This window comes from Roseococcus sp. SYP-B2431 (assembly GCF_004336745.1).
Classification (GTDB): Bacteria; Pseudomonadota; Alphaproteobacteria; order Acetobacterales; family Acetobacteraceae; genus Roseococcus.
In genome coordinates, this window is the sequence record NZ_SJXD01000028.1 from 182,230 (window position 1) to 206,248 (window position 24,019).

The 24,019-nt window shown below is 71.2% G+C and carries 26 protein-coding genes and 1 pseudogene; 10 read left to right on the forward strand and 17 right to left on the reverse strand.

Features of this window, described 5'->3' with window-relative positions:
* Window positions 1-36: 36 nt before the first annotated feature.
* On the reverse strand, window positions 37-1,230 hold the full coding sequence (locus EJV46_RS19175) for a Gfo/Idh/MocA family protein (RefSeq protein ID WP_131550320.1): 1,194 nt from the start codon (window positions 1,228-1,230) through the stop codon (window positions 37-39).
* Window positions 1,231-1,388: 158 nt separating this feature from the next.
* Complete coding sequence (locus EJV46_RS19180; RefSeq protein WP_131550321.1) at window positions 1,389-1,583, reverse strand: hypothetical protein; 195 nt, start codon at window positions 1,581-1,583, stop codon at window positions 1,389-1,391.
* A gap of 223 nt (window positions 1,584-1,806) precedes the next feature.
* On the opposite strand from EJV46_RS19180, the gene EJV46_RS19185 reads away from it, so the two are divergent.
* The 8 genes from EJV46_RS19185 to EJV46_RS19220 all read left to right on the forward strand — a co-directional run bounded on the left by EJV46_RS19185 (window position 1,807) and on the right by EJV46_RS19220 (window position 7,185).
* Window positions 1,807-2,133 carry a hypothetical protein gene (locus EJV46_RS19185; RefSeq protein WP_131550322.1) on the forward strand — a complete coding sequence of 109 codons (327 nt, stop codon included), beginning with the start codon at window positions 1,807-1,809 and terminating at the stop codon, window positions 2,131-2,133.
* A gap of 225 nt (window positions 2,134-2,358) precedes the next feature.
* The gene (locus EJV46_RS19190) at window positions 2,359-2,622 is read left to right on the forward strand and encodes a twin-arginine translocase TatA/TatE family subunit (protein WP_131550323.1); all 264 of its coding nucleotides are present in this window, start codon (window positions 2,359-2,361) and stop codon (window positions 2,620-2,622) included.
* Between the two features lie 53 nt (window positions 2,623-2,675).
* Entirely contained in the window at window positions 2,676-3,293 is a 618-nt protein-coding gene (locus EJV46_RS19195) for a methylthioribulose 1-phosphate dehydratase (RefSeq protein WP_131550324.1), read from the forward strand.
* Window positions 3,290-3,829 carry an acireductone dioxygenase gene (locus tag EJV46_RS19200; protein ID WP_131550325.1) on the forward strand — a complete coding sequence of 180 codons (540 nt, stop codon included), beginning with the start codon at window positions 3,290-3,292 and terminating at the stop codon, window positions 3,827-3,829. Before EJV46_RS19195 ends, EJV46_RS19200 begins: the two co-directional genes overlap by 4 nt.
* A gap of 1 nt (window position 3,830) precedes the next feature.
* Window positions 3,831-4,505, forward strand: coding sequence for an acireductone synthase (mtnC, locus tag EJV46_RS19205; protein WP_131550326.1), 675 nt, complete (start codon window positions 3,831-3,833; stop codon window positions 4,503-4,505).
* Window positions 4,506-4,563: 58 nt separating this feature from the next.
* On the forward strand, window positions 4,564-5,544 hold the full coding sequence (gene corA / locus EJV46_RS19210; protein ID WP_131550327.1) for a magnesium/cobalt transporter CorA: 981 nt from the start codon (window positions 4,564-4,566) through the stop codon (window positions 5,542-5,544).
* Window positions 5,535-6,170 (forward strand): 5,6-dimethylbenzimidazole synthase, encoded by a 636-nt coding sequence (bluB, locus tag EJV46_RS19215; protein WP_131550328.1) that lies wholly within the window; start codon window positions 5,535-5,537, stop codon window positions 6,168-6,170. Before corA ends, bluB begins: the two co-directional genes overlap by 10 nt.
* Before the next feature lie 61 nt (window positions 6,171-6,231).
* The gene (locus EJV46_RS19220; RefSeq protein ID WP_131550329.1) at window positions 6,232-7,185 is read left to right on the forward strand and encodes an acetamidase/formamidase family protein; all 954 of its coding nucleotides are present in this window, start codon (window positions 6,232-6,234) and stop codon (window positions 7,183-7,185) included.
* 21 nt (window positions 7,186-7,206) lie between these two features.
* Here EJV46_RS19220 and arsB read toward each other — a convergent pair whose 3' ends face one another.
* The 11 genes and pseudogenes from arsB to EJV46_RS19270 all read right to left on the reverse strand — a co-directional run bounded on the left by arsB (window position 7,207) and on the right by EJV46_RS19270 (window position 17,600).
* On the reverse strand, window positions 7,207-8,256 hold the full coding sequence (arsB, locus tag EJV46_RS19225) for an ACR3 family arsenite efflux transporter (protein WP_206020879.1): 1,050 nt from the start codon (window positions 8,254-8,256) through the stop codon (window positions 7,207-7,209).
* Window positions 8,253-8,675: an arsenate reductase (glutaredoxin) gene (gene arsC / locus EJV46_RS22940; protein ID WP_165585630.1), complete on the reverse strand. Its 423-nt coding sequence runs from the start codon at window positions 8,673-8,675 to the stop codon at window positions 8,253-8,255. The genes arsB and arsC overlap by 4 nt, the downstream gene beginning before the upstream one ends.
* A gap of 330 nt (window positions 8,676-9,005) precedes the next feature.
* A pseudogene (locus EJV46_RS19230) lies at window positions 9,006-9,977 on the reverse strand (NAD(P)-binding domain-containing protein); the annotation flags it as partial.
* Window positions 9,974-10,321: a helix-turn-helix transcriptional regulator gene (locus EJV46_RS19235; RefSeq protein WP_131550331.1), complete on the reverse strand. Its 348-nt coding sequence runs from the start codon at window positions 10,319-10,321 to the stop codon at window positions 9,974-9,976. The gene EJV46_RS19235 and the pseudogene EJV46_RS19230, both read right to left, overlap by 4 nt.
* A gap of 126 nt (window positions 10,322-10,447) precedes the next feature.
* A complete protein-coding gene (locus tag EJV46_RS19240) occupies window positions 10,448-11,476 on the reverse strand; it encodes an amino acid ABC transporter substrate-binding protein (RefSeq protein WP_131550332.1) in 1,029 nt (342 codons plus the stop codon).
* A gap of 141 nt (window positions 11,477-11,617) precedes the next feature.
* Complete coding sequence (locus EJV46_RS19245; protein WP_131550333.1) at window positions 11,618-12,646, reverse strand: amino acid ABC transporter substrate-binding protein; 1,029 nt, start codon at window positions 12,644-12,646, stop codon at window positions 11,618-11,620.
* Between the two features lie 188 nt (window positions 12,647-12,834).
* Window positions 12,835-13,875: an amino acid ABC transporter substrate-binding protein gene (locus EJV46_RS19250; protein ID WP_240782655.1), complete on the reverse strand. Its 1,041-nt coding sequence runs from the start codon at window positions 13,873-13,875 to the stop codon at window positions 12,835-12,837.
* A 119-nt stretch (window positions 13,876-13,994) separates the two neighbouring features.
* Complete coding sequence (locus EJV46_RS19255; RefSeq protein ID WP_131550334.1) at window positions 13,995-14,693, reverse strand: ATP-binding cassette domain-containing protein; 699 nt, start codon at window positions 14,691-14,693, stop codon at window positions 13,995-13,997.
* Window positions 14,693-15,958, reverse strand: coding sequence for an ABC transporter permease DevC (gene devC, locus EJV46_RS19260; protein WP_131550335.1), 1,266 nt, complete (start codon window positions 15,956-15,958; stop codon window positions 14,693-14,695). Before devC ends, EJV46_RS19255 begins: the two co-directional genes overlap by 1 nt.
* Complete coding sequence (locus EJV46_RS19265; protein WP_165585619.1) at window positions 15,955-17,019, reverse strand: efflux RND transporter periplasmic adaptor subunit; 1,065 nt, start codon at window positions 17,017-17,019, stop codon at window positions 15,955-15,957. Before EJV46_RS19265 ends, devC begins: the two co-directional genes overlap by 4 nt.
* A complete protein-coding gene (locus tag EJV46_RS19270; protein WP_131550337.1) occupies window positions 17,016-17,600 on the reverse strand; it encodes a TetR/AcrR family transcriptional regulator in 585 nt (194 codons plus the stop codon). Before EJV46_RS19270 ends, EJV46_RS19265 begins: the two co-directional genes overlap by 4 nt.
* A gap of 122 nt (window positions 17,601-17,722) precedes the next feature.
* Between EJV46_RS19270 and EJV46_RS19275 the strand changes: the two genes are divergently transcribed.
* Both EJV46_RS19275 and EJV46_RS19280 read left to right on the forward strand, forming a co-directional pair.
* A complete protein-coding gene (locus tag EJV46_RS19275; RefSeq protein ID WP_131550338.1) occupies window positions 17,723-18,889 on the forward strand; it encodes a GAF domain-containing sensor histidine kinase in 1,167 nt (388 codons plus the stop codon).
* A gap of 74 nt (window positions 18,890-18,963) precedes the next feature.
* Window positions 18,964-19,344, forward strand: a complete 381-nt coding sequence (locus EJV46_RS19280; RefSeq protein ID WP_131550339.1) for a hypothetical protein — start codon at window positions 18,964-18,966, stop codon at window positions 19,342-19,344.
* Between the two features lie 80 nt (window positions 19,345-19,424).
* Here EJV46_RS19280 and lpxK read toward each other — a convergent pair whose 3' ends face one another.
* From lpxK to tldD, 4 genes are all read right to left on the reverse strand, one after another.
* A complete protein-coding gene (gene lpxK, locus EJV46_RS19285) occupies window positions 19,425-20,411 on the reverse strand; it encodes a tetraacyldisaccharide 4'-kinase (RefSeq protein ID WP_131550493.1) in 987 nt (328 codons plus the stop codon).
* Window positions 20,412-20,433: 22 nt separating this feature from the next.
* Window positions 20,434-21,705 carry a 3-deoxy-D-manno-octulosonic acid transferase gene (locus tag EJV46_RS19290; protein WP_131550340.1) on the reverse strand — a complete coding sequence of 424 codons (1,272 nt, stop codon included), beginning with the start codon at window positions 21,703-21,705 and terminating at the stop codon, window positions 20,434-20,436.
* A 10-nt stretch (window positions 21,706-21,715) separates the two neighbouring features.
* Entirely contained in the window at window positions 21,716-22,399 is a 684-nt protein-coding gene (locus EJV46_RS19295; RefSeq protein ID WP_131550341.1) for a lysophospholipid acyltransferase family protein, read from the reverse strand.
* A gap of 178 nt (window positions 22,400-22,577) precedes the next feature.
* Entirely contained in the window at window positions 22,578-24,014 is a 1,437-nt protein-coding gene (tldD, locus tag EJV46_RS19300) for a metalloprotease TldD (protein ID WP_131550342.1), read from the reverse strand.
* Window positions 24,015-24,019: the final 5 nt, after the last annotated feature.

Here is a 24,019-nt window from a genome sequence, read left to right on the forward strand (position 1 = left end):
GCGCGAAGGATCGCGGCCGAATTGTCCCGCGGTCGATCAGACCGCCCAGGGCATGGGCGCGATGGGATCGAAGCTCGAGACGATCCGCCGGCGGCCTCCGCCCTCGCTGCGTTCGGGGTGCTGAAGCGCCTCGACCAGCTCGGTGATGTGCAGGCCGAGCTCGGGCGAGAGGCGGCACGGCCTGTCCTCGCGGATCGCCTCGGCGAATTCCTCCGGCCCCCGCAGGAAATCGATGGGCTTGTTGCCGCCGGAGTTCCGGAACTCCGGCCGCCGCACGGGCGGGTAGCGGCGCGAGACCTGGAAGCGGAGCGAGAACGGCAGGCGCAGGACGCTCTCCACCCTATCCTGGAACCCGTTCCAACCGTGTCCCAGCCTCGCCATGACACGGTTCCGCGGCGTGCGCTGGAGATAGACGGGGGCGTTGTCGTCCCGCACGTTCCGGATGCTGAGGATCCCCTCGTCGCCGATCACGACCAGGGATTTGTCCGCGGGCGCGACGATGCTGCACGTCACGCGGGCGACCACGTCGTCGTCGTATTCGATGCATCCCACGGAGAAGTCGGGCGCCATGGCATCGACCGCGATGCCCTTGTCCGGGATCCGGCAGCTGGCAAAGGCCTGGACGTGCCGGGCCGGGCCGAAGAAGGCGGCCAGCCAGGTCAGCAGGTAGCCGGCATGCTGGAAGGTGCAGCCCGTTTCGAACTCGTCCCGGGCCGGCCAAGGGGCACCTGAGGCGCTGCGCCAGCGACCGGGATCGAGGCGGTGGACCATTCCGTCGTCGAAATTTGCATAGACGAGGCGGACCTTGCCGATCGCCCCCTCCCTCAGGGCCCTCCCGGCGGTCTGGGCGGCCACGCCCAGCAGGCTGCTCGGCGCACAGGCCAGCGGCACGCCGTGCAGCCGGGTGAGGCGCAGAAGTTCCGAAGCCTCGGCAAAGGTCATCCCCAGCGGCTTTTCGGAGTAGACCGCCTTGCCGCCCTCGATGCAGGCCTTCGTCACGGCCAGATGGCTGCGGGGATTGGTGAGGTTGAACACCATGTCGATCGACGAATCCGCTAGGATGGCGTCGAGACCGGCGGCCGGGCGGAGACGATGCCTCGTGGCGAAGGCCTGGAGCCTGCCGGGCCGGATGTCATAACAGCTGGTGGCCCGAAACGTCGGATGCCGATGGAGCGTCGCCATATAGAAGTCGGCCACGAATCCGCATCCGAGCACGGCGATGTTGACCATCTATCCACCTCGACCCGAACCCGGGCACGATACTGACGGCCCTGACAGGCGGGCTCAATACCTATATTACTTTCGATAGTTTCGGAGCAATCCTTTCGATATTTTAAGAATACCCTCCGGAATTCGCGCCTCTCTGGCGCGCGGGCTTCGGCACCGCGTCAGTCCACCGCCCGGTCGATGGCCCGGCCGGCGCGCTCCACCGGCCCGCGGGGCGGGTCCACGGCGTCGCGGAGGCGCTCGCCGGCGCGGTCGATCTGGCGGCCGGCCTGCTCGGCGGGGCCCGGCGGATCGTCGCAGGCCGCGAGGCCGAGGCTCAGTGCGAGCATGGGAATCATGACGAGATAGCGGTTCATCTCGGGCTTCCTTTGATGTGAAGGATGACCGGGTGAACGCCGCCGCGGCGCGGAAGGTTACATGCCGCCATCGCCCGAACTGCCTTTGGTCGAAGGAAACCCGGAACGAGTTTGGAACGTTCGGTTGCGCAGCGTTGCACTGAGGGCGCGTTTGCCACGGCTCGGACCTTCTGGCGCCCGAATCCGATGGTGTCTTGCGGTCACGGACTTGAGGAGAAGAGAAATGGAACGCCGTCGTTTGATGTTCATGGGTCTCGCGAGCGCGCTGACCGCCACGCTCGGCCTCGCCGCCACCGCGCAGGCCGGCATCCTGGGCGATACCACGGGCCTTGCGCGCGGCCCCATGCCGAGCGCCGAGGCCGAGGCCCTGGCCTCCCGTCAGGCCGCCGAGGCGGAGTCGGACGAGGACGGGGTGCAGCTCGCCCAATACCGCAGCTCGGGCCGCTATCGCCGCGGCCCGCGCTGCTGGAACGAGACCCGCAACGTCCGCTACCGCGACCGCTGGGGCCGGGTCCGATTCCGCCAGGTGACGCAGCGGGTCTGCCGCTGACGCGCGGTCGCGATGCCGGCCATCCGGCATTGCGCCCGCCCCTCGCGCTCCCCACATGGAAGGCGCGGCGGAAGGCCTTCGCCTCGAGCGGATGCGCCGCCGCGGAACGTCTCCACAGGGGTGGATCGTTCCGGCCGGAACCCGAAAGGCATGGCGGCTTCTGTTCGGAGCCGGGATGCGGTAGGGTTCCGTCCTTCATAAGCACCACGGGATCGAGGCGCGACGATGGGTTCCTTCAGCATCTGGCATTGGTTGATCGTGTTGGCGGTTGTTCTGCTGCTCTTCGGGAGCGGCAAGATCAGCGGCCTCATGGGCGACGTTGCCAAGGGCATCAAGTCCTTCAAGGCGAACATCAAGGAAGATGAGAAGGAGGGTGACGCCTCCATGACCGCCGAGAGCGCGCCGCCCGCCGGCACCCTCCCCGGCCCGGCCGCCACCACGGCCCATCCGACGGCGACCACCACGACCACCGGCCGCCCCGCGGCCTGAGCGACGGCCGCCGGTTCGCGCCCGGCGGCGGCTTGACCCCCGGCGGCTTGGCCATGGTTTCCATCCCCGAACCCGCGACCGAGGCGATCCGCGCCGCCGGCCGGCGGATGGACGCGCTCGGCTGGGTGCCGGCCACCGCCGGCAACATCTCCCTCCGCCTGCCCGGCGACCGCGTGGCCATCACGCGCTCGGGCTTCCACAAGGGCTTCATCCCGGAGGACGGGGTGATGGCGGTGGATCTCGACGGCCGCGCGGAGGACGGCAGCCTGCGCCCTTCCGCCGAGACCGGGCTGCATTGCGGCATCTACCGCCGCTTCCCCAGGGCCGGCGCCGCGCTGCACGGGCATTCCGTGCCGGCGACGGTGCTGTCGCGGCTGGCGGGCGCCTCGATCCCCCTCGCCGGATATGAATTGCTGAAGGCATTTCCCGGCCTGCCGACGCATGAGGCGGCGATCCGGCTGCCCGTTCTCGACAACGACCAGGATATCGGCCGCCTCCAGGCCCGCGTGACGCAGGCCTGGGATGCCGACCCCGATGCGCCCCCGGGCTACCTCATCCGCGGCCATGGACTATATGTCTGGGCCGACGACATGCCGGGCGCGCTGCTGCGCCTGGAGGCGTTGGAATTCATGCTCGCCTGCGAGCTGGAGACACGGAGACTGCGCCCATGAGCCGCCTGACCGTCTGGGATGCCGAAACGCAGAAGGAACTCCTCCGGACGGAGGAGCCCGCGGAGATCGCCGAGGCGCTGAAGCCCATCGGCGTGCGCTTCGAGCGATGGCCCGTGGCGCCGCTGCCCGAGGGCGCGGAGGCCGATGCGGTGCTCGCGGCCTACAAGCCGCATCTCGACGAGCTCCTGAAGGAGACGAAGGCCGGCACGGCCGACGTCATCCGCCTGACCGCCGACAATCCGCAGCGGGATGCCATTCGCCAGAAGTTCCTGTCGGAGCACATCCACACGGAGGACGAGGTCCGCTTCTTCCACGAGGGCGCGGGCAATTTCGTCATGCATGTGGACGGCAAGGTCTATGACGCCCATTGCGTCCGGGGCGACCTGATCTCGGTGCCGGCGAACACCAGGCACTGGTTCGACGCCGGCGAGATCCCGCACGTCACGGCGCTGCGCATCTTCACCGACACCACGGGCTGGACGCCGCACTACACCGGCACGGACATCGCCGCGAAATTCCCGGTCGTGGTCGGGTAGCGTGAGCGGTGGAATCACGCATGTCCTGACGGACATCGAAGGGACCACCACCGCCATCGCCTTCGTCCACCGCAGCCTCTTCCCCTACGCGGCCTCCGCGCTGGAGGAGTTTTTGGCGCGGCACGGCGGCGAGGCGGAGGTGGCGGCGGTGCTCGCGGAAGTGCCGGGCGAGGACAAGCTCGCGCAGCTGCGCGCCTGGATGGCGGCCGACGCCAAGGTCACGCCGCTGAAGGCGCTGCAGGGCCTGATCTGGCGCGAGGGCTATGAGGCCGGCGCGCTGAAGGGCCACCTCTGGCCGGATGTGCCGGCCGCGCTGCGCGGCTGGCGCGCGCGGGGGCTGCATCTGGCGATCTATTCCTCGGGCAGCGAGGAGGCGCAGCGCCTGCTGGTGCGCCACTCCGAGGCGGGCGACCTGGAGCCGATCTTCGACGGCTTCTTCGACACGCGCCTGGGCATGAAGCGCGAGGCCGCCAGCTACGCGGCCATCGCCCGGGCCTGGGGCGCGGCGCCGGAGAACATCCTGTTCCTCTCCGACGTCGCCGAGGAGCTGGACGCCGCCCGCGAGGCCGGCCTCGCCACCTGCCAGCTCGTCCGCGCCGAGGACGGGACCAAAGCTTCGGGCCGGCATCCCGAGGCCGCCGATTTCCAGGAAGTGACAGCGCTGCTGCCGGCGTGACAGGGCTTTGCCGCGCAGCTAGAACCGACTTCACCGCCATCGCGGAGAGCCGCCGCACATGCTGACGACCTATACCGTCGAGAACGGCCATCTCGCGATGCGCGAGGGCGTGCGCGAAGCCGAGGCTCTGCGCCGCGCCGTCTGGATCGACCTGCTGCAGCCCTCCCGCGAGGAGGAGCACGCGGTGCAGGACGCGCTGCACATCGAGGTCCCGACGCGCGAGGAGATGCAGGAGATCGAAAGCTCCTCGCGCCTCTACCGCGAGGAGGACACGCTCGTCCTGACCGCCAACTTCCTCTACGGCGTCGAGACGGGCGAGTTCAGCTCGACGCCGATCTCCTTCGTGCTGGCCGGCAATTCGCTGGTGACGGTGCGCTATGCGACGCCCAAGGCCTTCCCGGTCTTCGCGGCGCGCTGCGCCAAGTCGCCGGCGCTGCTGACCAGCGGCGACGCGGTGATGCTGCATCTCTTCGAGCAGATCGTGGACCGCCTCGCCGACATCCTGGAGCGCATCGGCGCCGACATGGACCGCGCGAGCCAGGGCGCCTTCCGCCGCGGCAAGCCGGGCGAGCCCACGCTCGGCCAGAACGACCTGAAGGAGGTGCTGCTGACGCTGGGCCAGGTCGGCGAGGTGACGACCCGCGCCTCGGAGACGCTGCTCGGGCTGAACCGCATCCTGACCTTCGTCGGCGCGGAGAAGGCGATGGCGATCCGCAAGGAGAACCAGGGCAGCATCAAGACCCTGGTGCGGGACGTGCGCTCGCTGGTCGAGCACGCGAACTTCCTCAACAACAAGGCGACCTTCCTGCTGGACGCGGTGCTCGGCATCATCAACATCGAGCAGACGAACATCATCAAGACCTTCACCGTGGTGAGCGTCGCGCTGATGCCGCCGACGCTGATCGCCAGCATCTACGGCATGAACTTCCAGCACATGCCGGAACTCGAATGGACGGCCGGTTATCCGCTCGCGCTGGCGCTGATGATCACGACCGCGGTGGTGCCGGTCTGGTACTTCAAGCGGAAGGGATGGCTGTAAGCTTCGACGCCGCATTCGGCGCGCAGCTCGACCTGCTGCTGCGCTGGCGGCGCGACGTGCGCCAGTTCCGGTCCGATCCCCTGCCCGAAGGCACGCTGGAAGCGCTGGTGGAACGCGCCTGCCTCGCGCCTTCGGTCGGGAACTCGCAGCCGTGGCGCTTCGTCGCGGTGGAATCGCCGGAGCGCCGCGCCGCCATCCGCGCGGAGTTCGAGGCCTGCAACGCCGCGGCGCTGACATCGCAGCCGGCGGAGCGCGCGGAGGCCTATGCCGCGCTGAAGCTCGCGGGGCTCGTCGAGGCGCCGGTGCATCTCGCCGTCTTCTGCGACGAGACGACGGAAGCGGGCCACGGACTCGGGCGCGCGACCATGCCGGAGACGCTGCGCGCCTCGGCCATGGGCGCGGTCTTCGCGCTCTGGCTCGCGGCCCGCGCGCGGGGGATCGGCGTGGGATGGGTCTCGATCCTGCGGGCCGATCGGCTGGCGGAGATCCTGGCGGTGCCGGAGGGCTGGAGCCTCGTCGCCTATCTGTGCATCGGCTATCCGGACGCCGAGGACGACACGCCGGAACTCGAGCGCAGGGGCTGGCAAGGGCCGGACGCGGCGGCGCGCGTCATCGCAAGACGATAGCGGCCCTCCTTGACCTCGGAGCTTCCCCACGGCTTCCATCGCGCCGCAGCAGGAGAAGCCCATGGCCGCCACCCATCACGTCGCCGCGACGCCCGAGACCATCCATTGGGGCACCTTCGACGCCAGCTTCAAGCCCGTGCTCGAAGTGGAGAGCGGCGACCTGGTGGTGATGCAGTGCATCTCCGGACCGCCGGACGTGCTGGCCGAGGCGAAGGAGCTCGGCCTCGACATCCGGCCCGAGCTCGTCGCCTATCACGCCAGCAAGCCGCCACGCCTCGGGCCGCATATGCTGACCGGGCCCGTGGCCGTGAAGGGCGCCATGCCGGGCGACACGCTGCGCGTGGACATCGAGAAGATCGATCTCGGCGCGGAGTGGGGCTATTGCGGCTTCCGGCCGCTCGGCGGCACGCTGCCGGAGGACTTCCCCTACCGGAAGATGCTCCACATCCTGGTCGACCACGAGAAGCGCACGGGCCATGTGCCGATCGGGCCCGGCATCACCCTGCCGCTCGCGCCCTTCTTCGGCGTGATGGGCGTGGCGCCGCCGGCCGAATGGGGCGGCATCTCGACCAAGGAGCCGCGCGCGCATGGCGGCAACCTGGACAACAAGGAGATCGGCGAGGGGGCGACGCTGTTCCTGCCGGTGCATGTCCCGGGCGCGAACTTCTCCGCGGGCGATGGGCATGGCGTGCAGGGCGACGGCGAGGTCTGCATCAACGCGCTGGAGATGTGCCTGACGGGCCATTTCCGCTTCACGCTGCTGAAGGACGAGAAGCTCGCCTATCCGCGCGCCGAGACGCCGACGCACTTCATCACCATGGGCATGCACGAGGATCTCGACGAGGCGATGAAGAAATCGCTGCGCGAGATGATCGGCTTCATCACCAGCCGGACGAATCTCAGCCCGGCGGATGCCTACCAGTTCTGCTCGCTGGCGGTCGACTTCCACGTGACGCAGACCGTGAACGGCGAGAAGGGCGTGCACGGGCTGCTGAAGAAGGGCCTGCTGTTCTGACCGGCCTCGAGCGCGGCCCGTTCAGCCGCGCTCGTACCAGCCGCGCGAACGCCGGACGATGTGCACCACGGACAGCATCACCGGCACCTCGATCAGCACGCCCACCACCGTCGCCAGCGCCGCGCCGGACTGGAAGCCGAAGAGCGCGATCGCCGTTGCGACCGCCAGCTCGAAGAAGTTGCTGGCGCCAATGAGGGCGGAAGGACCGGCGACGCACCACGCCACGCCGAGCTTGCGGTTCAGCCAATAGGCAAGGCCCGCGTTGAAGTAGACCTGGATCAGGATCGGCACCGCGAGCAGCGCGATCACCAGAGGCTGGCGGAGGATCTGCTCGCCCTGGAGGCCGAACAGCAGCACCAGCGTCGCCAGCAGCGCCGTCAGCGACCAGGGGCCGAGCACGCGCAGCGTGCGGTCCAGCGCGCCGCGCGCCAGCAGGGCTCGCCGCCAGAGCTGCGCCACCACCACCGGCACGACAATGTAGAGCACGACCGAGAGCAGCAGCGTATCCCACGGGACCATGATCGCGGAGAGGCCGAGCAGCAGCCCCACCACCGGGGCGAAGGCCACCACCATGATCATGTCGTTCAGCGCCACCTGGCCCAGGGTGAAATGCGGCTCGCCCTCCACGAGGTTCGACCAGACGAAGACCATCGCCGTGCAGGGCGCCGCCGCCAGCAGGATCAGCCCTGCCATGTAGCTGTCGATCTGGTCCGCCGGCAGCCAGGCGCGGAACAGCGTGCCGAGGAACAGCCAGCCCAGCAGCGCCATGGAGAAGGGCTTCACCAGCCAGTTGATGCCGACGGTGACGGCGATGCCGCGCCAATGCGCGCCGAGCTGGCCAAGCGCGGCGAGGTCGATCTTCAGCAGCATGGGGATGATCATCAGCCAGACCAGCACGGCGACGGGCAGGTTCACCTCCGCCACCGTCGCGGCGCCCAGCGCATGGAAGGCGCCGGGAACCAGCTGGCCCAGCAGCACGCCCACGACGATGCAGAGCGCGACCCAGAGCGTCAGGAAGCGCTCGAACAGGTTCATCGCCGGCGGCCTGGCCGAAAGGGCTGTCGCGCTCATGCGAGGCGCCGCCCCTGCGCGTCCACCACCGCCTCGCCGTCCTCCTTCGCGAAGGCCGCGCGCTGCGCGCCGGGCAGGATGTCGAGCACCGTTTCGGACGGGCGGCAAAGCTTCACGCCGAGCCGCGTCACCACGATCGGACGGTTGATGAGGATGGGATGCGCCATCATCGCGTCCACAAGCTGCTCATCCGTGAGCGCGGGATCGTCGAGGCCGAGCCCGGCATAGGGCGTGCCCTTCTCGCGCAGCAGGCCGCGCACGGAGATGCCCATGCGGGCGATGAGCGCCATGAGCTCGTCGCGCGTCGGCGGCGCCTTCAGGTACTCGATGATCCGCGGCTCCTCGCCGCTGTTGCGGATCAGGCCGAGGACGTTGCGCGAGGTGCCGCAATCCGGGTTGTGGTAGATCGTGACGGTCATGCGTGGACTTCCCTGGGGGGTGCAGCAGGAGGAGGGCGCCGCTGCGGCCGGGCGCGTGCTGCACACGCCGGTCTCCGGCAGCTCCAGCTCCACGCGCGCCGCGGCCTCCATGTCGCCCGTCAGCGCCGCCGCGATGGAGCGCACCTGTTCGTGGCCGGTGGCCAGGAGAAAGGTCGGCGCGCGCCCGTAGCTCTTCATCCCGGCGATGAAGAAGTCCTTCTCCGGCTGCGCGAGCTCGCGCGCGCCATGCGGACGCACCGTGCCGCAGCTGTGCAGGTTGGGATCGATCAGCGGGCCGAGGGCTTCCGCGCATTCGAGCCCGGGATCGAGCCTCAGCCGGACCTCGCGCAGCATCGAAAGGTCGGGCCGGAAGCCAGTCGCGACGATCAGCTCGTCCGCGGTGAAGGAGGATGGCCGCCCGCCATGGTCGCCGATCACGCGCAGAGCGGCGCCATCGCGCCGGATCCCGGCGATGCGGAAGGGCGTGAGCACCTCGACGGCGCAGCTTTCGACCAGATGCCGGGCCTGGCTGCCGAGCGCGCCTCGCGCGGGCAGCCCGTCCAGGTCCTCCCCGCCGAAGGCCGCCTCGAGGCGCGGCTTGCGCATGATCCAGAGGATCCGCGTCGCGGGCTCCTGCTGCCGCAGGGCGGCGAGATCGATCAGCGCATTGAGCGCGGAATGCCCGCCGCCGACGACGGCCGTGGTCCGGCCGGCATGGCGCGCGCGCGCCGCCCCGAGCACCTCGGGGATGCCGGTGGCGACCCGGTCGGCGGCGGCGTCCTCGCCCATCGCGGGTAGCCCGTCGGCACCGGACGGGTTGGGCGTCGACCAAGTGCCGGAGGCGTCGATCACCGCGCGCGCCTCGAAGCTGCGCAGCCGGCCGCCCGGACCTTGCGTGCGGAGCACGAAGGGGAGTGCATCGCGGCCATCCGTGCGGAGCTTGTCGCAGCCCTTGCGCGTCACCGCGACGACGCGGCTGTCCAGTTGGATGTGCGGCGCGAGCGTCGGCAGGGCTGCCAGCGGCTCCAGGTAGCCGGCGACCAGCTCGCCGCCGGTCGGCACCTGGTCCATCGGCGGATGGGTCCAGCCGGCGGCGGCCAGCAGCGCGCCGGCTGCCGTGTCCACGCAGTAGCGCCAGGGCGTGAACATCCGCACATGCGCCCACTGCCGCACGCTCTGCGCGACGGCGGGGCCGGCCTCGAGGATCAGCGGCACCTCGCCGCGCGCCAGGAGCTGCGCCGCCGCGGCCAGCCCCACGGGACCGGCGCCGATCACGGCCACGGGAAAGCCGGCCTTTGTCATGTCGAGCTCCTCTTGGGGAGGGGTGGGCAGGCGCCGGCGACCGGGAGGCAGGCCGCGACGTTGCCGCCGCAGCAGTTCTCGGTGAGGAAGCCGACGAGGGAGTTCATCGCCTCGAATTCCGCGACGTAGATCAGCGAGCGGCCCTCCCGGCGGAAGGTCGAGAGGCCGGCCCGGCGAAGCTGCGTCAGGTGGAAGGAAAGCGTTGGCGACGGGAGGTCCAGCGCCTCGCCGATGCGGCCGGCCGAGAGACCCTCGGGCCCGGCCTGGACGAGCAGGCGGAAGATATCGAGACGGGTTTCCTGCGCGAGGGCGGCAAGCGCGGCGATGGCCGATGACTTCTCCATATCTCCAGAATAATGGAAATTATGACGCCGTCAATCGCCGAGGGCACCAACGAAAAAGCCCTCCGGCAGGGCTCTGCCGGAGGGCGGATAGGACAGGCGCGCAACGCCGCGCCGGTCGCTGCCGTGTCACCGCATCGGCAGCGCGTACATCAGCCCGCCATTGGTCCAGAGATTGTTCTGCGCGCGCGGCAGGCCCACCGGGGTCCGCTCGCCCATGGTCCGCTCGTAGAGCTCGCCGTAATTCCCGATCGCGCGGATCGCGTTATAGGCCCAGGCCGGGTCCAGCTTCAGCGACTGGCCGAGCTCGGGCGTGGCGCCCAGCAGGCGGCGGACATTGGCGTTGGTGCTGCTGCGGCGCATCTCCTCCGCAGTGGCGGCGGTCACGCCCAGCTCCTCGGCCTCGAGGAGCGCATAGGTGTACCAGCGCACAAGGTCGAACCATTCGTCGTCGCCGCGGCGGATATAGGCGGCATAGGGCTCCTTCGAGAACCGCTCCGGCAGCACCGTCCAGTCGCGCGGATTCTGCATGGTGGAGCGCGTCGCGGCGAGCTGCGAGGCATCGGTGCCGAAGGCGTCGCAGCGGCCGGCCTGCAGCGCGGCGGCCGCCTGGTCGGTCCGCTCGAAGACCACCGGCGTGAAGGGCACGTTGACGCTGCGGAAGTAGTCGGCCGTGACCTGCTCGTTCGTCGTGCCCTGGATCAGGCAGATCGTCGCGCCGCTGAGGTCGCGCACGCGCTGCACGCCCAGGCTGTTGCGGACCATGAAGCCGTGGCCGTCGTAGAAATAGGTGACCGCGTGGCGCAGGCCGAGCGTGGTGTCGCGCAGCATGGTCTGCGTGCTGCCGCGGATCAGCACGTCGATCTCGCCCGAGCCCAGCGCGGTGAAGCGCATGGAGGCCGTCAGCGGGATGAAGCGCACCTTGGTGATGTCGTTGAAGATCGCGACCGCGAGGCCGCGGCAGAGATCGACCTCGAGGCCCTGATAGACGCCGCGGCTGTCGGGCAGCGACATGCCGGCATTGCCGGTGTGGACGCCGCAGGCGAGCGTGCCGCGCTGGCGCACCTGATCCAGGGTGGGACCGGCCTGGGCGGCGGTGCCGAGCACGCCGACGAGCGCCGCGGCCAGCGTGGCGCGGAGGAGTTCGTTCCATTTCATGATTGACGTCCCTGGTCCCTGTGGCAGCGGGCAGAATGGTCCGCGCGGGCCGTGGCGAAGTCAATCATCGCATGTGCTGCGCTGCGAAGGTGCGCGGCAGAGCCCCCGGCGCAGTGCCGGGGCCTCTGCCGCGCGGCGTGCTCAGCGCATGGGCAGGGCGTACATCAGCCCGCCATCCGTCCAGAGCCGGTTCGGCCCGCGCGGCAGCGCGACCGGGGTCCGCTCGCCCATGGTTCGCTCGTAGAGCTCGCCGTAATTTCCGATCGCGCGGATCGCGTTGTAGGCCCAGGCCGCGTCCAGCTTCAGCGACTGGCCGAGCTCCGGCGTCGCGCCCAGCAGGCGGCGCACATTGGCGTTGGTGCTGGTGCGGCGCATCTCCTCGGCGTTCTGGGAGGTGACGCCCAGCTCCTCCGCCTCGATGACCGCCGTGGTGTACCAGCGCACCACGTCGAACCACTCGTCGTCGCCGCGGCGGACATAGGCGCCGTAGGGCTCCTTGCTGAAGCGCTCCGGCAGGATGGTCCAGTCGGACGGCGTCTGCATGGTGGAGCGCACGGCGGCGAGCTGCGAGGCGTCGGTGCCGAAGGTGTCGCAGCGGCCGGCCTGCAGCGCGGCGGCCGCCTGGTCGGTGCGCTCGAAGACCACCGGGCGGAACTGGACGTTGACGCTGCGGAAGTAGTCGGCCGTGACCTGCTCGTTGGTCGTGCCCTGGATCAGGCAGATCGTCGCGCCGGCCATGTCGCGCACGCGCTGCACGCCCGCGCTGCTGCGCACGATGAAGCCGTGGCCGTCGTAGAAGTAGGTGACGGCGTGGCGGAGGCCGAGCGTGGTGTCGCGCAGCATGGTCTGCGTGCTGGTGCGGAAGAGCACGTCGACCTCGCCCGAGCCCAGCGCGGTGAAGCGCGTGGAGGAGGAGAGCGGGATGAAGCGCACCTTCGAGACGTCGTTGAAGATCGCCGCCGCAAGGCCGCGGCAGAGATCGACGTCGAGCCCCTGCCAGACGCCCCGGCTGTCCGGCAGCGCGAAGCCGGCAACGCCGGTGTTGATGCCGCAGTTCAGCTGACCGCGCGCCCGGATCTGATCCATGATCGGGCCGGCCTGGGCGGCGGCGCCGGTCAAGGCGAGGAAACCCGCGGCCAGAGCGGCGCGGATGGGCTTGTCCCATGTCATGTTGATCTTCCCGATCCCTGTTTTTAGTGACCGGGATGGTCGATGGACGCGCCGCCCCAAGTCAACGAAGAGATGCGGCAATCCCAAGATGAAAACGCCGCCGCCCTGGTGGGCCGCGGCGGATTTCTGCGCGCGGCCGGAGCCGCGCGCCGCGAATTTGGGCAGCCGCGCCTACGGGGCGGCCGTCGTCACCGGAAGGGCGGCGCGTAGAGCAGGCCGCCGCGCGTCCAGATCTCGTTCTGCGCGCGCGGCATGGCGAGCGGCGTGTTCGGGCCGAGGCTGCGGTCGTAGAGCTCGCCGTAATTGCCGATCGCGCGGATCGCGTTATAGGCCCAGGCCGGGTCGAGCCCCAGCGCCTGGCCGACCTCGGGCACCGCGCCCAGCAGCCGGCGGATGTTGGCGTCCCGCGAGCTGCGTCGCATCTCCTCGGCATTGGCGGCCGTGATGCCCTGCTCCTCCGCCTCGATGATCGCATAGGTGAACCAGCGCAGGATCTCGAACCAGCGCTCGTCGCCGCGCCGGATCACCGCCGTATAGGGCTCCTTGCTGAACCGCTCGGGCAGGATCACCCAGTCGTTCGGGCTGGGCAGTGACGAGCGCATGGCGGCCAGCCCCGAGGCGTCGAAGCCGAAGGCGTCGCAGCGCCCGGCGGAAAGGGCGGCGAGCACCTGCTCGTTCTGCTCCAGCAGCACGGGCCTGAAGGTCAGGTTCTGGGCGCGGAAGTACTCGGCCGTGATCTGCTCGTTGGTCGTGCCGGGGTTGAGGCAGATGGTCGCGCCCGCCAGCCCGCGGACGTTCTGCACATTGGCGTCGCGGCGGGCCATGAAGCCGTGGCCGTCGTAGAAATAAGGCTCGACGAAGCGCAGGCCGAGCGTGGTGTCGCGCATCACCGTCATGGTGCTGGTGAGGAAGAGCAGGTCCACCTCGCCGGCGCTGAGCGCGGTGAAGCGCGTGGCGAAGGAGAGCGGCACGAAGCGCACCTTGGTGGCGTCGGCGAAGATGGAGGCGGCGAGGCCCCGGCACAGGTCGGCCACCATGCCGCGATACTCGCCGCGGCTGTCGATGGTGGTGAAGCCCGGCGTATTGGCGTTCACGCCGCAGACCAGCGTGCCGCGCTGGCGGATCTGGTTCAGCGTCGGCGAGGTCAGGGTGGACTGCGCCATGGCGCCCGCCGAGGCGACACAGAGGGCGAGCGCCGCGAGCGGCGCGCGCAGCCAGGATTTCAGCATGTCGGTTCGTCTCCCAATTCCCGGAGGCCGGATGGCCGGCGCGTCCAGGTCCCGGAGGCTGCGCCGCCGCCGGATTCGGATCAAGCGCGGAATGGAGTCCGGGCAGCTCCGCCCACCCGTCAGCCGGCCGTCGCCGTCTCCGCCTGGACGATCCGCCCGTCCTCCATCGCGACGATCCGGTCGGCGATGTCCAGGATGCGCGGGTCGTGCGTCACCAGCAGGATGGGCACGCCGCGGCCCCTCGCCAGGTCGCGCAGCAGATGCACCACCTCCTGCCCGCTCACCTTGTCGAGCGCCGCCGTCGGCTCGTCGGCCAGGATCAGGCCGGGATCGCCGGCCAGCGCCCGCGCCACCGCCACGCGCTGCCGCTGCCCGCCCGAGAGCTGCGCGGGCGGCTTCTCAGCATGGCCGCTCAGCCCCACGGCATCCAGCATCTCGCCCGCCCGCCGAAGCCGCTGCGCCTCGGTCATGCCGCCGTCCAGCTCCATCGACATGGCGACGTTCTGCCGCGCCGTCAGGAAGCCGAGCAGGTTGTGGTTCTGGAAGATGAAGCCGATGCGCCGGCGCAGCCGCACCCGCTCGGCCTCCGAGGCGCCGGCCAGCTCCTGCCCCAGCACCCGCGCCGTGCCCTGCTGCATGGCGCGCAGGGCGCCGATGAGCGTGAGCAGGGTCGTCTTGCCCGAGCCGGACGGGCCCGTGAGGAGCACGATCTCGCCGGGCGCGATGGAGAGGTCCACCTCGCGCAGCACGACGCGCCGCAGCTCGCCCGCGCCATAGGCGAAGGTGATGTCGCGCAGCTCGACGGGCGGCTTCTTCATCAGAACATGTCCGCCGGATTGGCGTCGCGCAGCTTGCGCACGGCGAAGATGCCGGCGATCGCGCACATGGAGAAGATCATCAGGAACACCGTCAGCGCGCGCTCCGGCTGCATGTGGAGCGGCAGGAAGGTCGCCTTGCCCACCAGGTCGTAGAGGAACCAGGAGAGGCCGAAGCCCGGGATGAAGCCGATGACGGCGAGGATCATCGCCGAGCCCATCACGACGCGCGTGAGATAGAAGTTGGAATAGCCCATCGCCTTGAGCGTCGCGTATTCGGCGATGTGGCTCGCGATGTCGGAGAAGAGGATCTGGTAGACGATCACCATGCCGACCACGAGGCCCATCAGGCTCCCGAAGACGAAGATGAAGCCGATCGGCGTGCCGTTCTCCCAGTAGGCGCGCTCATGCGCCACGAGCTCGGCATGCGTCATGATCTCCACGTCGCCCGGCAGCAGGGCGCGCAGCCGGCCGCGCACCGCGGCGGGGTCGGCGCCCTCGCGCAGCTTCAGCGCGACGAGGTCGGTGTTCGACGCGGCCCGCTGCGTGATGCGCTGAAAGTTGGTCTCGCTCATCACGACATTGCCGTCCGCGCCGAAGCTCGGCCCGATCTCGACGATGCCGACCAGCTCCACCCGCCGCGTGCCGAGCTGCACGTCGAAGGCCCCCCGCTCCGCGAAGAGCTGGCCGATGGGCCCGAATTCCGGGCGCGAGCGGCTGTCGAAGGCCACCGTGTCCGGCCGCTTCAGCGCCTCCGCGATGCCCTCGAGGCCCGGAAAGGTCACCGCGCCCGCGCCGGCATCGAGGCCGATGAGCTGCACCGCGCGGCGCCGCCCGGTCTCCGGGTTCCGCCAGGTGCTCTGCGAGAGATAGATGGGCACGGCGATCTCGACATCCGGGTCGGCCAGCGCCTGGAAGGCGCGGGCGCGTGGCAGCGGCTCGGGCCGGAAGCTGGCATCCGTCATGGGGTGGACAAGGAAGATGTCGGCGCGCATGGCGCCGAGCAGGTTGGTCGCGCTGTCGAAGAGCGCGCCGCGGAAGCCGAGCTGCATGAAGACCAGCACGCAGGCGAACATCACCCCCGCCATCGCCGCGAGGAGCCGCGACTTCTCCGCGCGCAGCTGGCGCCAGGCGAGGCGCAGCGGCAGGAGGACGAGGTCGGCCAGGCCCGGCGAGGGCTTCGCGGCCGCCGGCGTTTCCGGCGGCGCGCCGCCGTTGCGCTCCGGTGCCCAGGGCAGCAGCTTCGGGAGGGCAGCGATCTCGTTCATCGGGCCGCCACCGGCACGTCGGAGCTGCTGCCCCCCGCGCGTATGGCGACCTGCACCTGCATGTTGGTCCGCCGCCGCAGCAGCGCGACGCCCTCGTCGGAGAGCGTGAGCCGCACCTCCACCGTCCGCGAATCCACGGCCGCGACGGGATCCGTCCCGGCCTGCGTCGTGCGCCGGACCTGCCATCCGATCTCGCGCACCGTGGCGCCGACGCGGCGGTTCTCGCCGGGGATCACCACCTCGGCCGCGGCGCCCACGCGCAGGCGCGGCAGGTCGGTCTCGAAGACATCCGCGACCACGTCCAGCCGCGTCAGGTCTGCCATCTCCATCAGCCCGTCGCTGCCGACCTGATCGCCGGGGCGGGCGAAGATGCGCAGGATGGTGCCGTCGACCGGCGCCGTCACGCGCGAGAGCCGCGCATCCGCCTCCGCCTTGGCCAGCGCGGCCTCGGCGGCGGCGACCCGCGCCTCGGCGAGTTGGACGTCCTCCGGACGGGCGGTGGAGAGGGTGACGAGATCCGCCTCCGCCTGCATGCGCTCGGCCTCCAGGCGCGTGACGGCGAAGCGGTTGCGCTCGGCGGCCGCCTCGGAGCCGGCGCCCGAGGGTACCAGGCGGTTCGTGCGGCTGGCGTCGCGCCGCGCGATCTCCTCCTGCGCGGCGAGGCCGGCGATGCGGGCGCGCTGGGCCTGGATCTCGCTGGCGCGGCCCGCCTCGCGCGTGCGCTGCAGCGCAGTGCGCTGCTCGGCCACGGCGGCGCGGTTCTGCGCGACGGTCGCGTCCTTCAGCGCGGCATCGGCGAATTCGGCGACCACCTGGCCGGCACGCACGTCGTCGCCCTCCTGGACCAGCAGCCGCTCCAGCCGCGTCACCGCCATACCGCCCGGCTGGTTGAGCTTCCTGATGCGGGAGGCGGGCTCGACGCGGCCCAGCGCGCCGACGCCCTGCGGCGGCGCGGGCGCGGCGGCGACCGGCGCGGGCTGGGGCGCCTTCCCGGCGAGCACATACCATCCGCCAGCGCCGAGCACGGCCAGCGCGGCGGCGGCCAGGAGCCAGCGCCTCATGCGAGGTCTCCGATCAGGGTGGCGAGCGCGGCGCGCAGCGCCCGCTGCTCCTCGTCGGAGAGCCGGTACATCTCGAAGACGCGCGACATGAAGAGCCCGTCGCATGCGGCCATGACCGCCATGGCGTGGCCCGGCGGCAGCCCATCCTCGCGCAGCTTCGCGCGGATGCGGGCGAAGACCTCGCGGATGGGGTCCAGAAGAACGGGATCCTGGTGGAAGGAGGCGAGGAAGACGCCGGCGGCGCGCTCGTGCTGCTCGCAGACCGAATCGGGATGATCGAAGGTCCAGGCCAGCATGGCGCGGGTAACGCGACCCCGTCCGGGGGGTTGCAGCGCCAAGACGGCCTCGAAATGGGCCTCGATGGAGGCGGACAGCCGCGTCAGCAGCCCGATGAGCAGCGCCTGCTTCGAGGCGAAATGATAGAGCAGCCCGCCCTTGGAGACCCCAGCCTCGCGGGCGGCCGCGTCGAGCGTCAGGCCGGCGACGCCTTTTACCTGCACGATGCGTTCCGCGGAATCCAGGATGCGGGTGCGGGCATCGGCTGGGGCCGGGGCGTGGGGGATCGTATCGGGCATGGCCATGAACTAGACCGTCCGGACGGTTTGTCAAGGCAACTATACCGGCCGGACGGTTCACAAAATTTCAGCCGCCTTCCTATCACAGGAGGGTGACAATCCCTGCCGACGGCCCCTAATCCCGAACCATGGATCATGATTTCGACCGGGATATCAGCGCCATCGAGGCAATCCCTGCCGTTCCCACGATCCTGGAAGTGATCTGCCGCACCACCGGCATGGGCTTCGCCGCCGTGGCGCGGGTGACGGAGGACCGCTGGATCGCCTGCGCCGTCCGGGACGAGATCGCCTTCGGCCTCAAGCCGGGCAGCGAGCTCGTGGTCGAGACCACGATCTGCCACGAGATCCGCGCCCTGCCGGAGGCGGTGGTCATCGACCACGTCGCCGAGGATCCGGCCTACCGGGACCATCCCACGCCGCGGCAATACGGCTTCCAGAGCTACATCTCGATGCCCATCATCCTGCCCGACGGGCGATTCTTCGGCACGCTCTGCGCGGTCGATCCGCGCCCGGCCCGGCTCCGGACGCCGGAGGTGATCGGGATGTTCAGGCTCTTCGCCGAGTTGATCGCCTTCCATCTCGACGCGCATCGCCGCGTGGCGGAAAGCGAGGCCGCGCTGGCCGGGGAGCGCGAGACGGCCGAGCTGCGCGAACAGTTCATCGCCGTCCTGGGCCACGACCTGCGCAATCCGCTGGCGGCCATCGCCTCCGGCACGCGGCTGCTGCTGAGCCGCGCGCCGGACGAGTTCTCCGTCCAGATCATCGGCATGATGCAGGCCAGCGTCACGCGGATGACCGGGCTGATCGAGAACGTGCTGGACTTCGCGCGCGGCCGGCTCGGCGGCGGCATCGCCCTCACGCGCCGGACCGACGAACCGGTGGCCCCGCTCCTGCTCCAGGTCCTCGCCGAGATGCGCACGGCCCAGCCCGAGCGCGTCATCGAGGCGCGGATCGACCTGCCCGAGCGCCTGCACGGCGATTCGCGGCGGATCGCGCAGCTCTTCTCCAACCTGCTCGGCAATGCCCTGACCCATGGCGCGGAGGACACGCCGGTTCGTGCGGAGGCGCGCATGGCCGGAGGCATGCTGGAACTCTCGGTGGCCAATGGCGGGACGCCCATCCCGGCGGAGAAGCAGGCCAGGCTGTTCCAGCCCTTCTTCCGCGGCAGCGCGGCCGAAGGCGGGCTGGGTCTGGGCCTCTACATCGCGGCCGAGATCGCGCGCGCGCATGACGGCACGATCGAGGTCCGTTCGACGCCGGAGGAGACCGTCTTCACCTTTCGCATGCCGGCCTGACGCCTTGGCCCGACAACTTCCCGTCGGCGGATCGATTCTGTATGCTCCAGCAAATATTTCGCGAGGAGATCCAGATGTTTCGCCGCACGACGCTTGCCGTTTGCCTGGCCCTGGCAGCCGCCACGCCGGCTTTCGCCCAGAAGACCGCCCCTGGCGGCCAGGCCCCGGCGCCAGGCGGAGCCCCGGCGATCCGGCTGGAGAACAGCACCTCCAACATCGTGAACAACGTCTATGCGTCGCTGACCTCGCAGAACAGCTGGGGCAATGACCGGCTGGGCGCGAACGAGGTGATCCAGGCCGGCGGGAACCGCGAGTTCCAGCTGCCGCCGGGCGATTGCATGTACGACATCCGGGTGGTCTACCAGGGTGGCGTCGCCGAGGAGCGCCGCCGGGTGAACGCCTGCACGGAGGGCAATGTGGTGCTGCCCATGGCGGCGCAGCGACTCTCGCGCTGAAGCCGGAAGGGCGCTCGCTGCGCCCTTGCCCGTGACGCCTCCGGGGTCACGGGCCGGGCACGGCCGGGCCCGGCCGAGGCTCAGGCCGCCGCGGCCTCCGTGGCCAGGGCGCGGTCCAGCAGCGCGTCGATCCGGGCCGGGTCCTCCCATCGCAGCGTGACGCTCACCACGCGCACCTTGGTCTGGAACTCGGGCGGGATGCGCACCCAGTCCTTGCGCGTCGTGACCGGGACGGCGCCCAGCCGCTCGGCCTGGGCCAGCAGCGCGCGCATGTCGCCGGCGTCGAAGGGATAGTGGTCGGCGAAGGCCTCGCTGCCCGCCACCACGGCGCCGCCGAGCCGCAGCGTGGTGAAGAACTTTCGCGGATTGCCGATGCCGCAGAAGGCAAAGACGTTCTGGCCGGAGAGCTCCGCCATCTCGGGCCCGGAGACCAGGTCGGCGCGCAGCACCGGCATCTCCGGCGGGAGCAGCGCCAGCGCGCCGGTCTCGTCCTGCCCGATGAGCACGGCCGCGACGCAGCGCGCGGCCCCGGCGGCGACGCTCTCGCGCAGCGGGCCGGCCGGGATCACCCGGCCATTGCCGAAGCCGGCGCTGCCGTCGATGGTCAGCAGGGAGAGCGTCTTCTCAAGCGTCGGGTTCTGCAGCCCGTCATCCATCACGATGACGCCGGCACCGGCGTCCACGGCGCATCTCGCGCCCTCGGCGCGGTCGGCGCTCACCCAGGTCGGCGCCAGGGCCGCGAGCAGCAGGGCCTCGTCGCCCACGGCCTCGCTGCCATGCTTCGCCGGCTCGACGCGGACGGGGCCCTTCACGCTGCCGCCATAGCCGCGGAGCAGGAAGTGGCTGGCGACGCCGCGCGCGGCGAGCCGGCGGCCGAGGTCGATGGTCAGCGTGGTCTTGCCCGCTCCGCCCGCGGTGACGGAGCCGCAGCAGATCACCGGGACCGGGGCGCGCCAGCCGGGCCGCGCCATGCGCCGCGCGGTCGCGCCGGCATAGACCGCGGCGAAAGGCGAGAGCAGCAGGGGCATGATTCCCCCCCGGCGTCCCCAGAAATCGGGCGCTTTGATGCTGATGCTGACGTCCTCTTCTCTAAGCTTTCCCCGCGGCCTTACCCGGCAGCAGGTCCAGGAGCGCCACCGCCAGCCGGCCCGGCAGGTCGGAGGCGGCGGAAACAACGCGGGTCGCACCGGCCACGAGGCCGGCCGCCCTCTCCGGGTGGGATAGCATATCCGCAACGACCCCCGCCAGCGCGGCCGCGTCGGGCAGCTGGCGGGCGCCCCCCGCGGCGAGAAGCGCGGCAGTGGCGTCCGCGAAGTTCTCCATGTGCGGGCCGAGGATCATGGGGCAGCCCAGCCGCGCGGCCTCCAGCGGATTCTGGCCGCCATGGCGGATCAGGCTGCCGCCGACCAGCGCCACCGAGGCCAGGCGGTAGAAGAGCCCGAGCTCGCCCAGCGTGTCCGCGATATAGGCCGGCCCCTCTCCGGGCGGCAGGCCCGCGCCGCGCCGGGGGGCGCCGGCCGCCGCGGCGATCTCGGATCCGCGCTCGGGATGGCGGGGGACGATTATGGTGAGAAGGTCCGGGACGCGGGGCGCCAGCTCGCGCGCGGCGGCGAGGACCAGCTCCTCCTCCCCGGGATGCGTGCTGGCGGCCAGCAGGACGGGGCGGGCGCCGATCGCGGCGCGAAGCTCCGCCAGCTTCCCGGGATCCGCCGGCAGGGGATCGGCGGCGAGCTTGAGGTCGCCCGCCGGGGCCAGGCGCCGCGCGCCGAGGGCGGTCAGCCGCGCGGCATCCTCGGCCGAGCGCGGCACGATCAGCGAGAAGCCGCCCAGCAGCCGGCGGATCAGGCCCGGGCCGAAATTGCGCCAGCGGCGGAAGGAGCGGCCCGAGATGCGGGCATTGAGCAGCGCCGTCGGGATCCCCCGCGCGGCGCAGGCGCCGAGCAGGTTGGGCCAGAGCTCGCTCTCCACGAGGCAGGCCGCGTCGGGCCGCCAGCCGTCGAGGAAGCGGGCCACCCAGGGGGGAACGTCCAGCGGCACGTAGCGGTGGATGACGCGCGCGCCGAGCTCCCCGGACAGGCGCTGGGGGAGCAGCTGCGCCGAGGTCGCGGTGCCGGTGGTGACGAGGAAGCTCAGCGCCGGGTCGCGGGCGAGGAGCGCGTCGAGCAGGGGCAGGATGGCCAGCGTCTCGCCGACGCTGGCCGCGTGGAGCCAGAGGAGGCGGCCCTCCGGCCGGGCGGCGCCGTGGCCCTCGCGCTCGGGCAGGCGGGCCGCCTCCTCCTTGCCCAGGCGGACGCGGCGCCGGAGGTTCCAGCGCAGCGCCGGGACCGCGAGGGTGGCGGCGAGGTGCCAGATCCGGCTCACGACCTGCCCCTCATGGGCGCGGCCGTCCGACGGCGGCGTCGGCGGCGTCACAGGCGGCGTCGAGGCCGGCCACGATGGCCGGCAACAGGGCCTCGGCGCCGCCGCGCGGGACGAGGATGGGCGCGCCCACGACCAGCACGCCGCGGGCGAAGGGCAGCGGGACGACCATCCGGTCCCAGCTCCGCAGCTGGATGCCGCGCGCGGAGCGGCCGGCGACGGGGAGCACGGGCTTGCCGCTCATCGCCGCGAGCTGGGCAACGCCGGGGGCGGCCTGGCGGCGCGGGCCGCGCGGCCCGTCGGGCGTGATGCCGACGAAGGCGCCGCCGCGCAGCAGCCGCATCAGCGCGAGCATCCCTGCCGCGCCGCCCTTCGAGGAGGAGGCGTGGACCATGGTGAGGTCGAAGCGCTTCACCACGGCGCCGATGAAGCGGCCGTCCCGGTGGCGGGAGACGAGGACGTGGCCGGTGCCGAGGCCGGCGCGCGCCTGGCCCAGCTTCCAGAGCTGCGGCATGACGGGCAGGTTCTCATGCCAGAAGGCGGCGATGACGGTGCCATGCGCGGCGAAGGCGGCGTCGATGTGCTCGCCGCCGAGAAGGCGCCAGCGCGTCGTGCGATAGACCAGGGCGAGGTAGAGCCCCAGCAGATGCGCGGCGCCAGCCTGGAAGGTGGGGTGGCGCGTCAGCCGGCGCAGCATGCGGTTCTGTCAGGCATCTTTGTGCCTGCGCGGGTCGCACGGCGGGGCGCGGGATGCAAGTCTGAGACGTGGCCGGGGGGGCGGATCGGCCCCGCCGCTCTTCGAAGGCCGCGGCTATATCACCAGGCGGATCCGCGCGTGGACGAGGGCATCACGCGAGGGGTCTGAGGGCGCGCCCTCAGATCTTCGTCCCGCCCACCGTCAGCCCGGTCATCTTCAGCGTCGGCTGGCCGACGCCCACCGGCACGCCCTGCCCCTGCTTGCCGCAGGTGCCGATGCCAGGGTCCATGGCGCTGTCGTTGCCGATCATGGACACCTTCGTCATCGCGTCCGGGCCGTTGCCGATGAGCGTCGCGCCCTTCACCGGCGCGCCGATCCTGCCGTCCTCGATGAGATAGGCCTCGCTCATCGAGAAGACGAATTTTCCGGAAGTGATGTCCACCTGGCCGCCGCCGAAGTTCACGGCGTAGATGCCCTTCTTCACGCTGCCGATGATCTCCTCGGGCGAGGCCTCGCCGCCCAGCATGATCGTGTTGGTCATGCGCGGCATGGGGCTGTGCGCGTAGCTCTGGCGCCGCCCGTTGCCGGTCGGCTGCACGCCCATCAGCCGCGCGTTCTGCCGGTCCTGGATGAAGCCGCGCAGGATGCCGTCCTCGATCATCACGGTGCGGCCGGAGGGCGTGCCCTCGTCGTCCACGGTGAGGCTGCCGCGGCGGTCGGCGATGGTGCCGTCATCCACCACGGTCACGCCCGGCGCCGCGATCCGCCGGCCCAGCAGCCCCGCGAAGGCCGAGGTCTTCTTGCGGTTGAAGTCGCCCTCCAGCCCGTGGCCGATCGCCTCGTGCAGCAGGATGCCGGGCCAGCCCGGGCCGAGCACCACCTCGGTCTCGCCAGCCGGGCTCGCCACGCTCTCAAGGTTCACCAGCGCCTGGCGCAGCGCCTCCTTCACGCCGCGCTGCCAGCCGCCATCGTCCAGCACGCGCGCATAGGCGAAGCGGCCGCCCGTGCCGAAGCTGCCGGTCTCGCGGCGCCCGTCCTGCTCGACCACGACGCTCACGTTGAAGCGGATCAGCGGGCGCAGGTCGGCCACGCGCAGCCCGTCGGGGCGCAGGATCTGCACCGCCTGCCACTCGCCGCTGAGCGAGGCCATTACCTGCGTCACGCGCGGGTCCAGCGCGCGGGCATAGGCGTCCAGCTCCAGCAGCAGCGCGGTCTTCTCCGCGAAGCCCATGGCGTTCAGCGGGTTCGCCGCCTCGTAGAGCTGCGTGTTGGTCGCCCGCGGTCCGACGTCGAGCGTGCCGCTGCGCCCCTGCCGCACCGCGCCGACGGTCGAGGCCGCGCGCGCCAGCGCCGCATCGGTGATCTCGCCCGAATGCGCGTAGCCCGCCGCCTCGCCCTGCACCGCACGCAGGCCAAAGCCGCGCGCGGTGTCGTAGCTGGCGGAGCGGATGCGGCCGTCCTCCAGGCTGATCGCCTCGCTCTCGCGATATTCGAAGAACAGCTCGCCGTCCTCGGCGCCCTGGGTGGCGTCGCGCAGGCGGCGGCGCGCGGCCTCGGGATCGAGCTCCGCATAGAAGAGGCGGTCGGTGACGGCGAGCGGGGTGTCGAGCGGCATGGAAC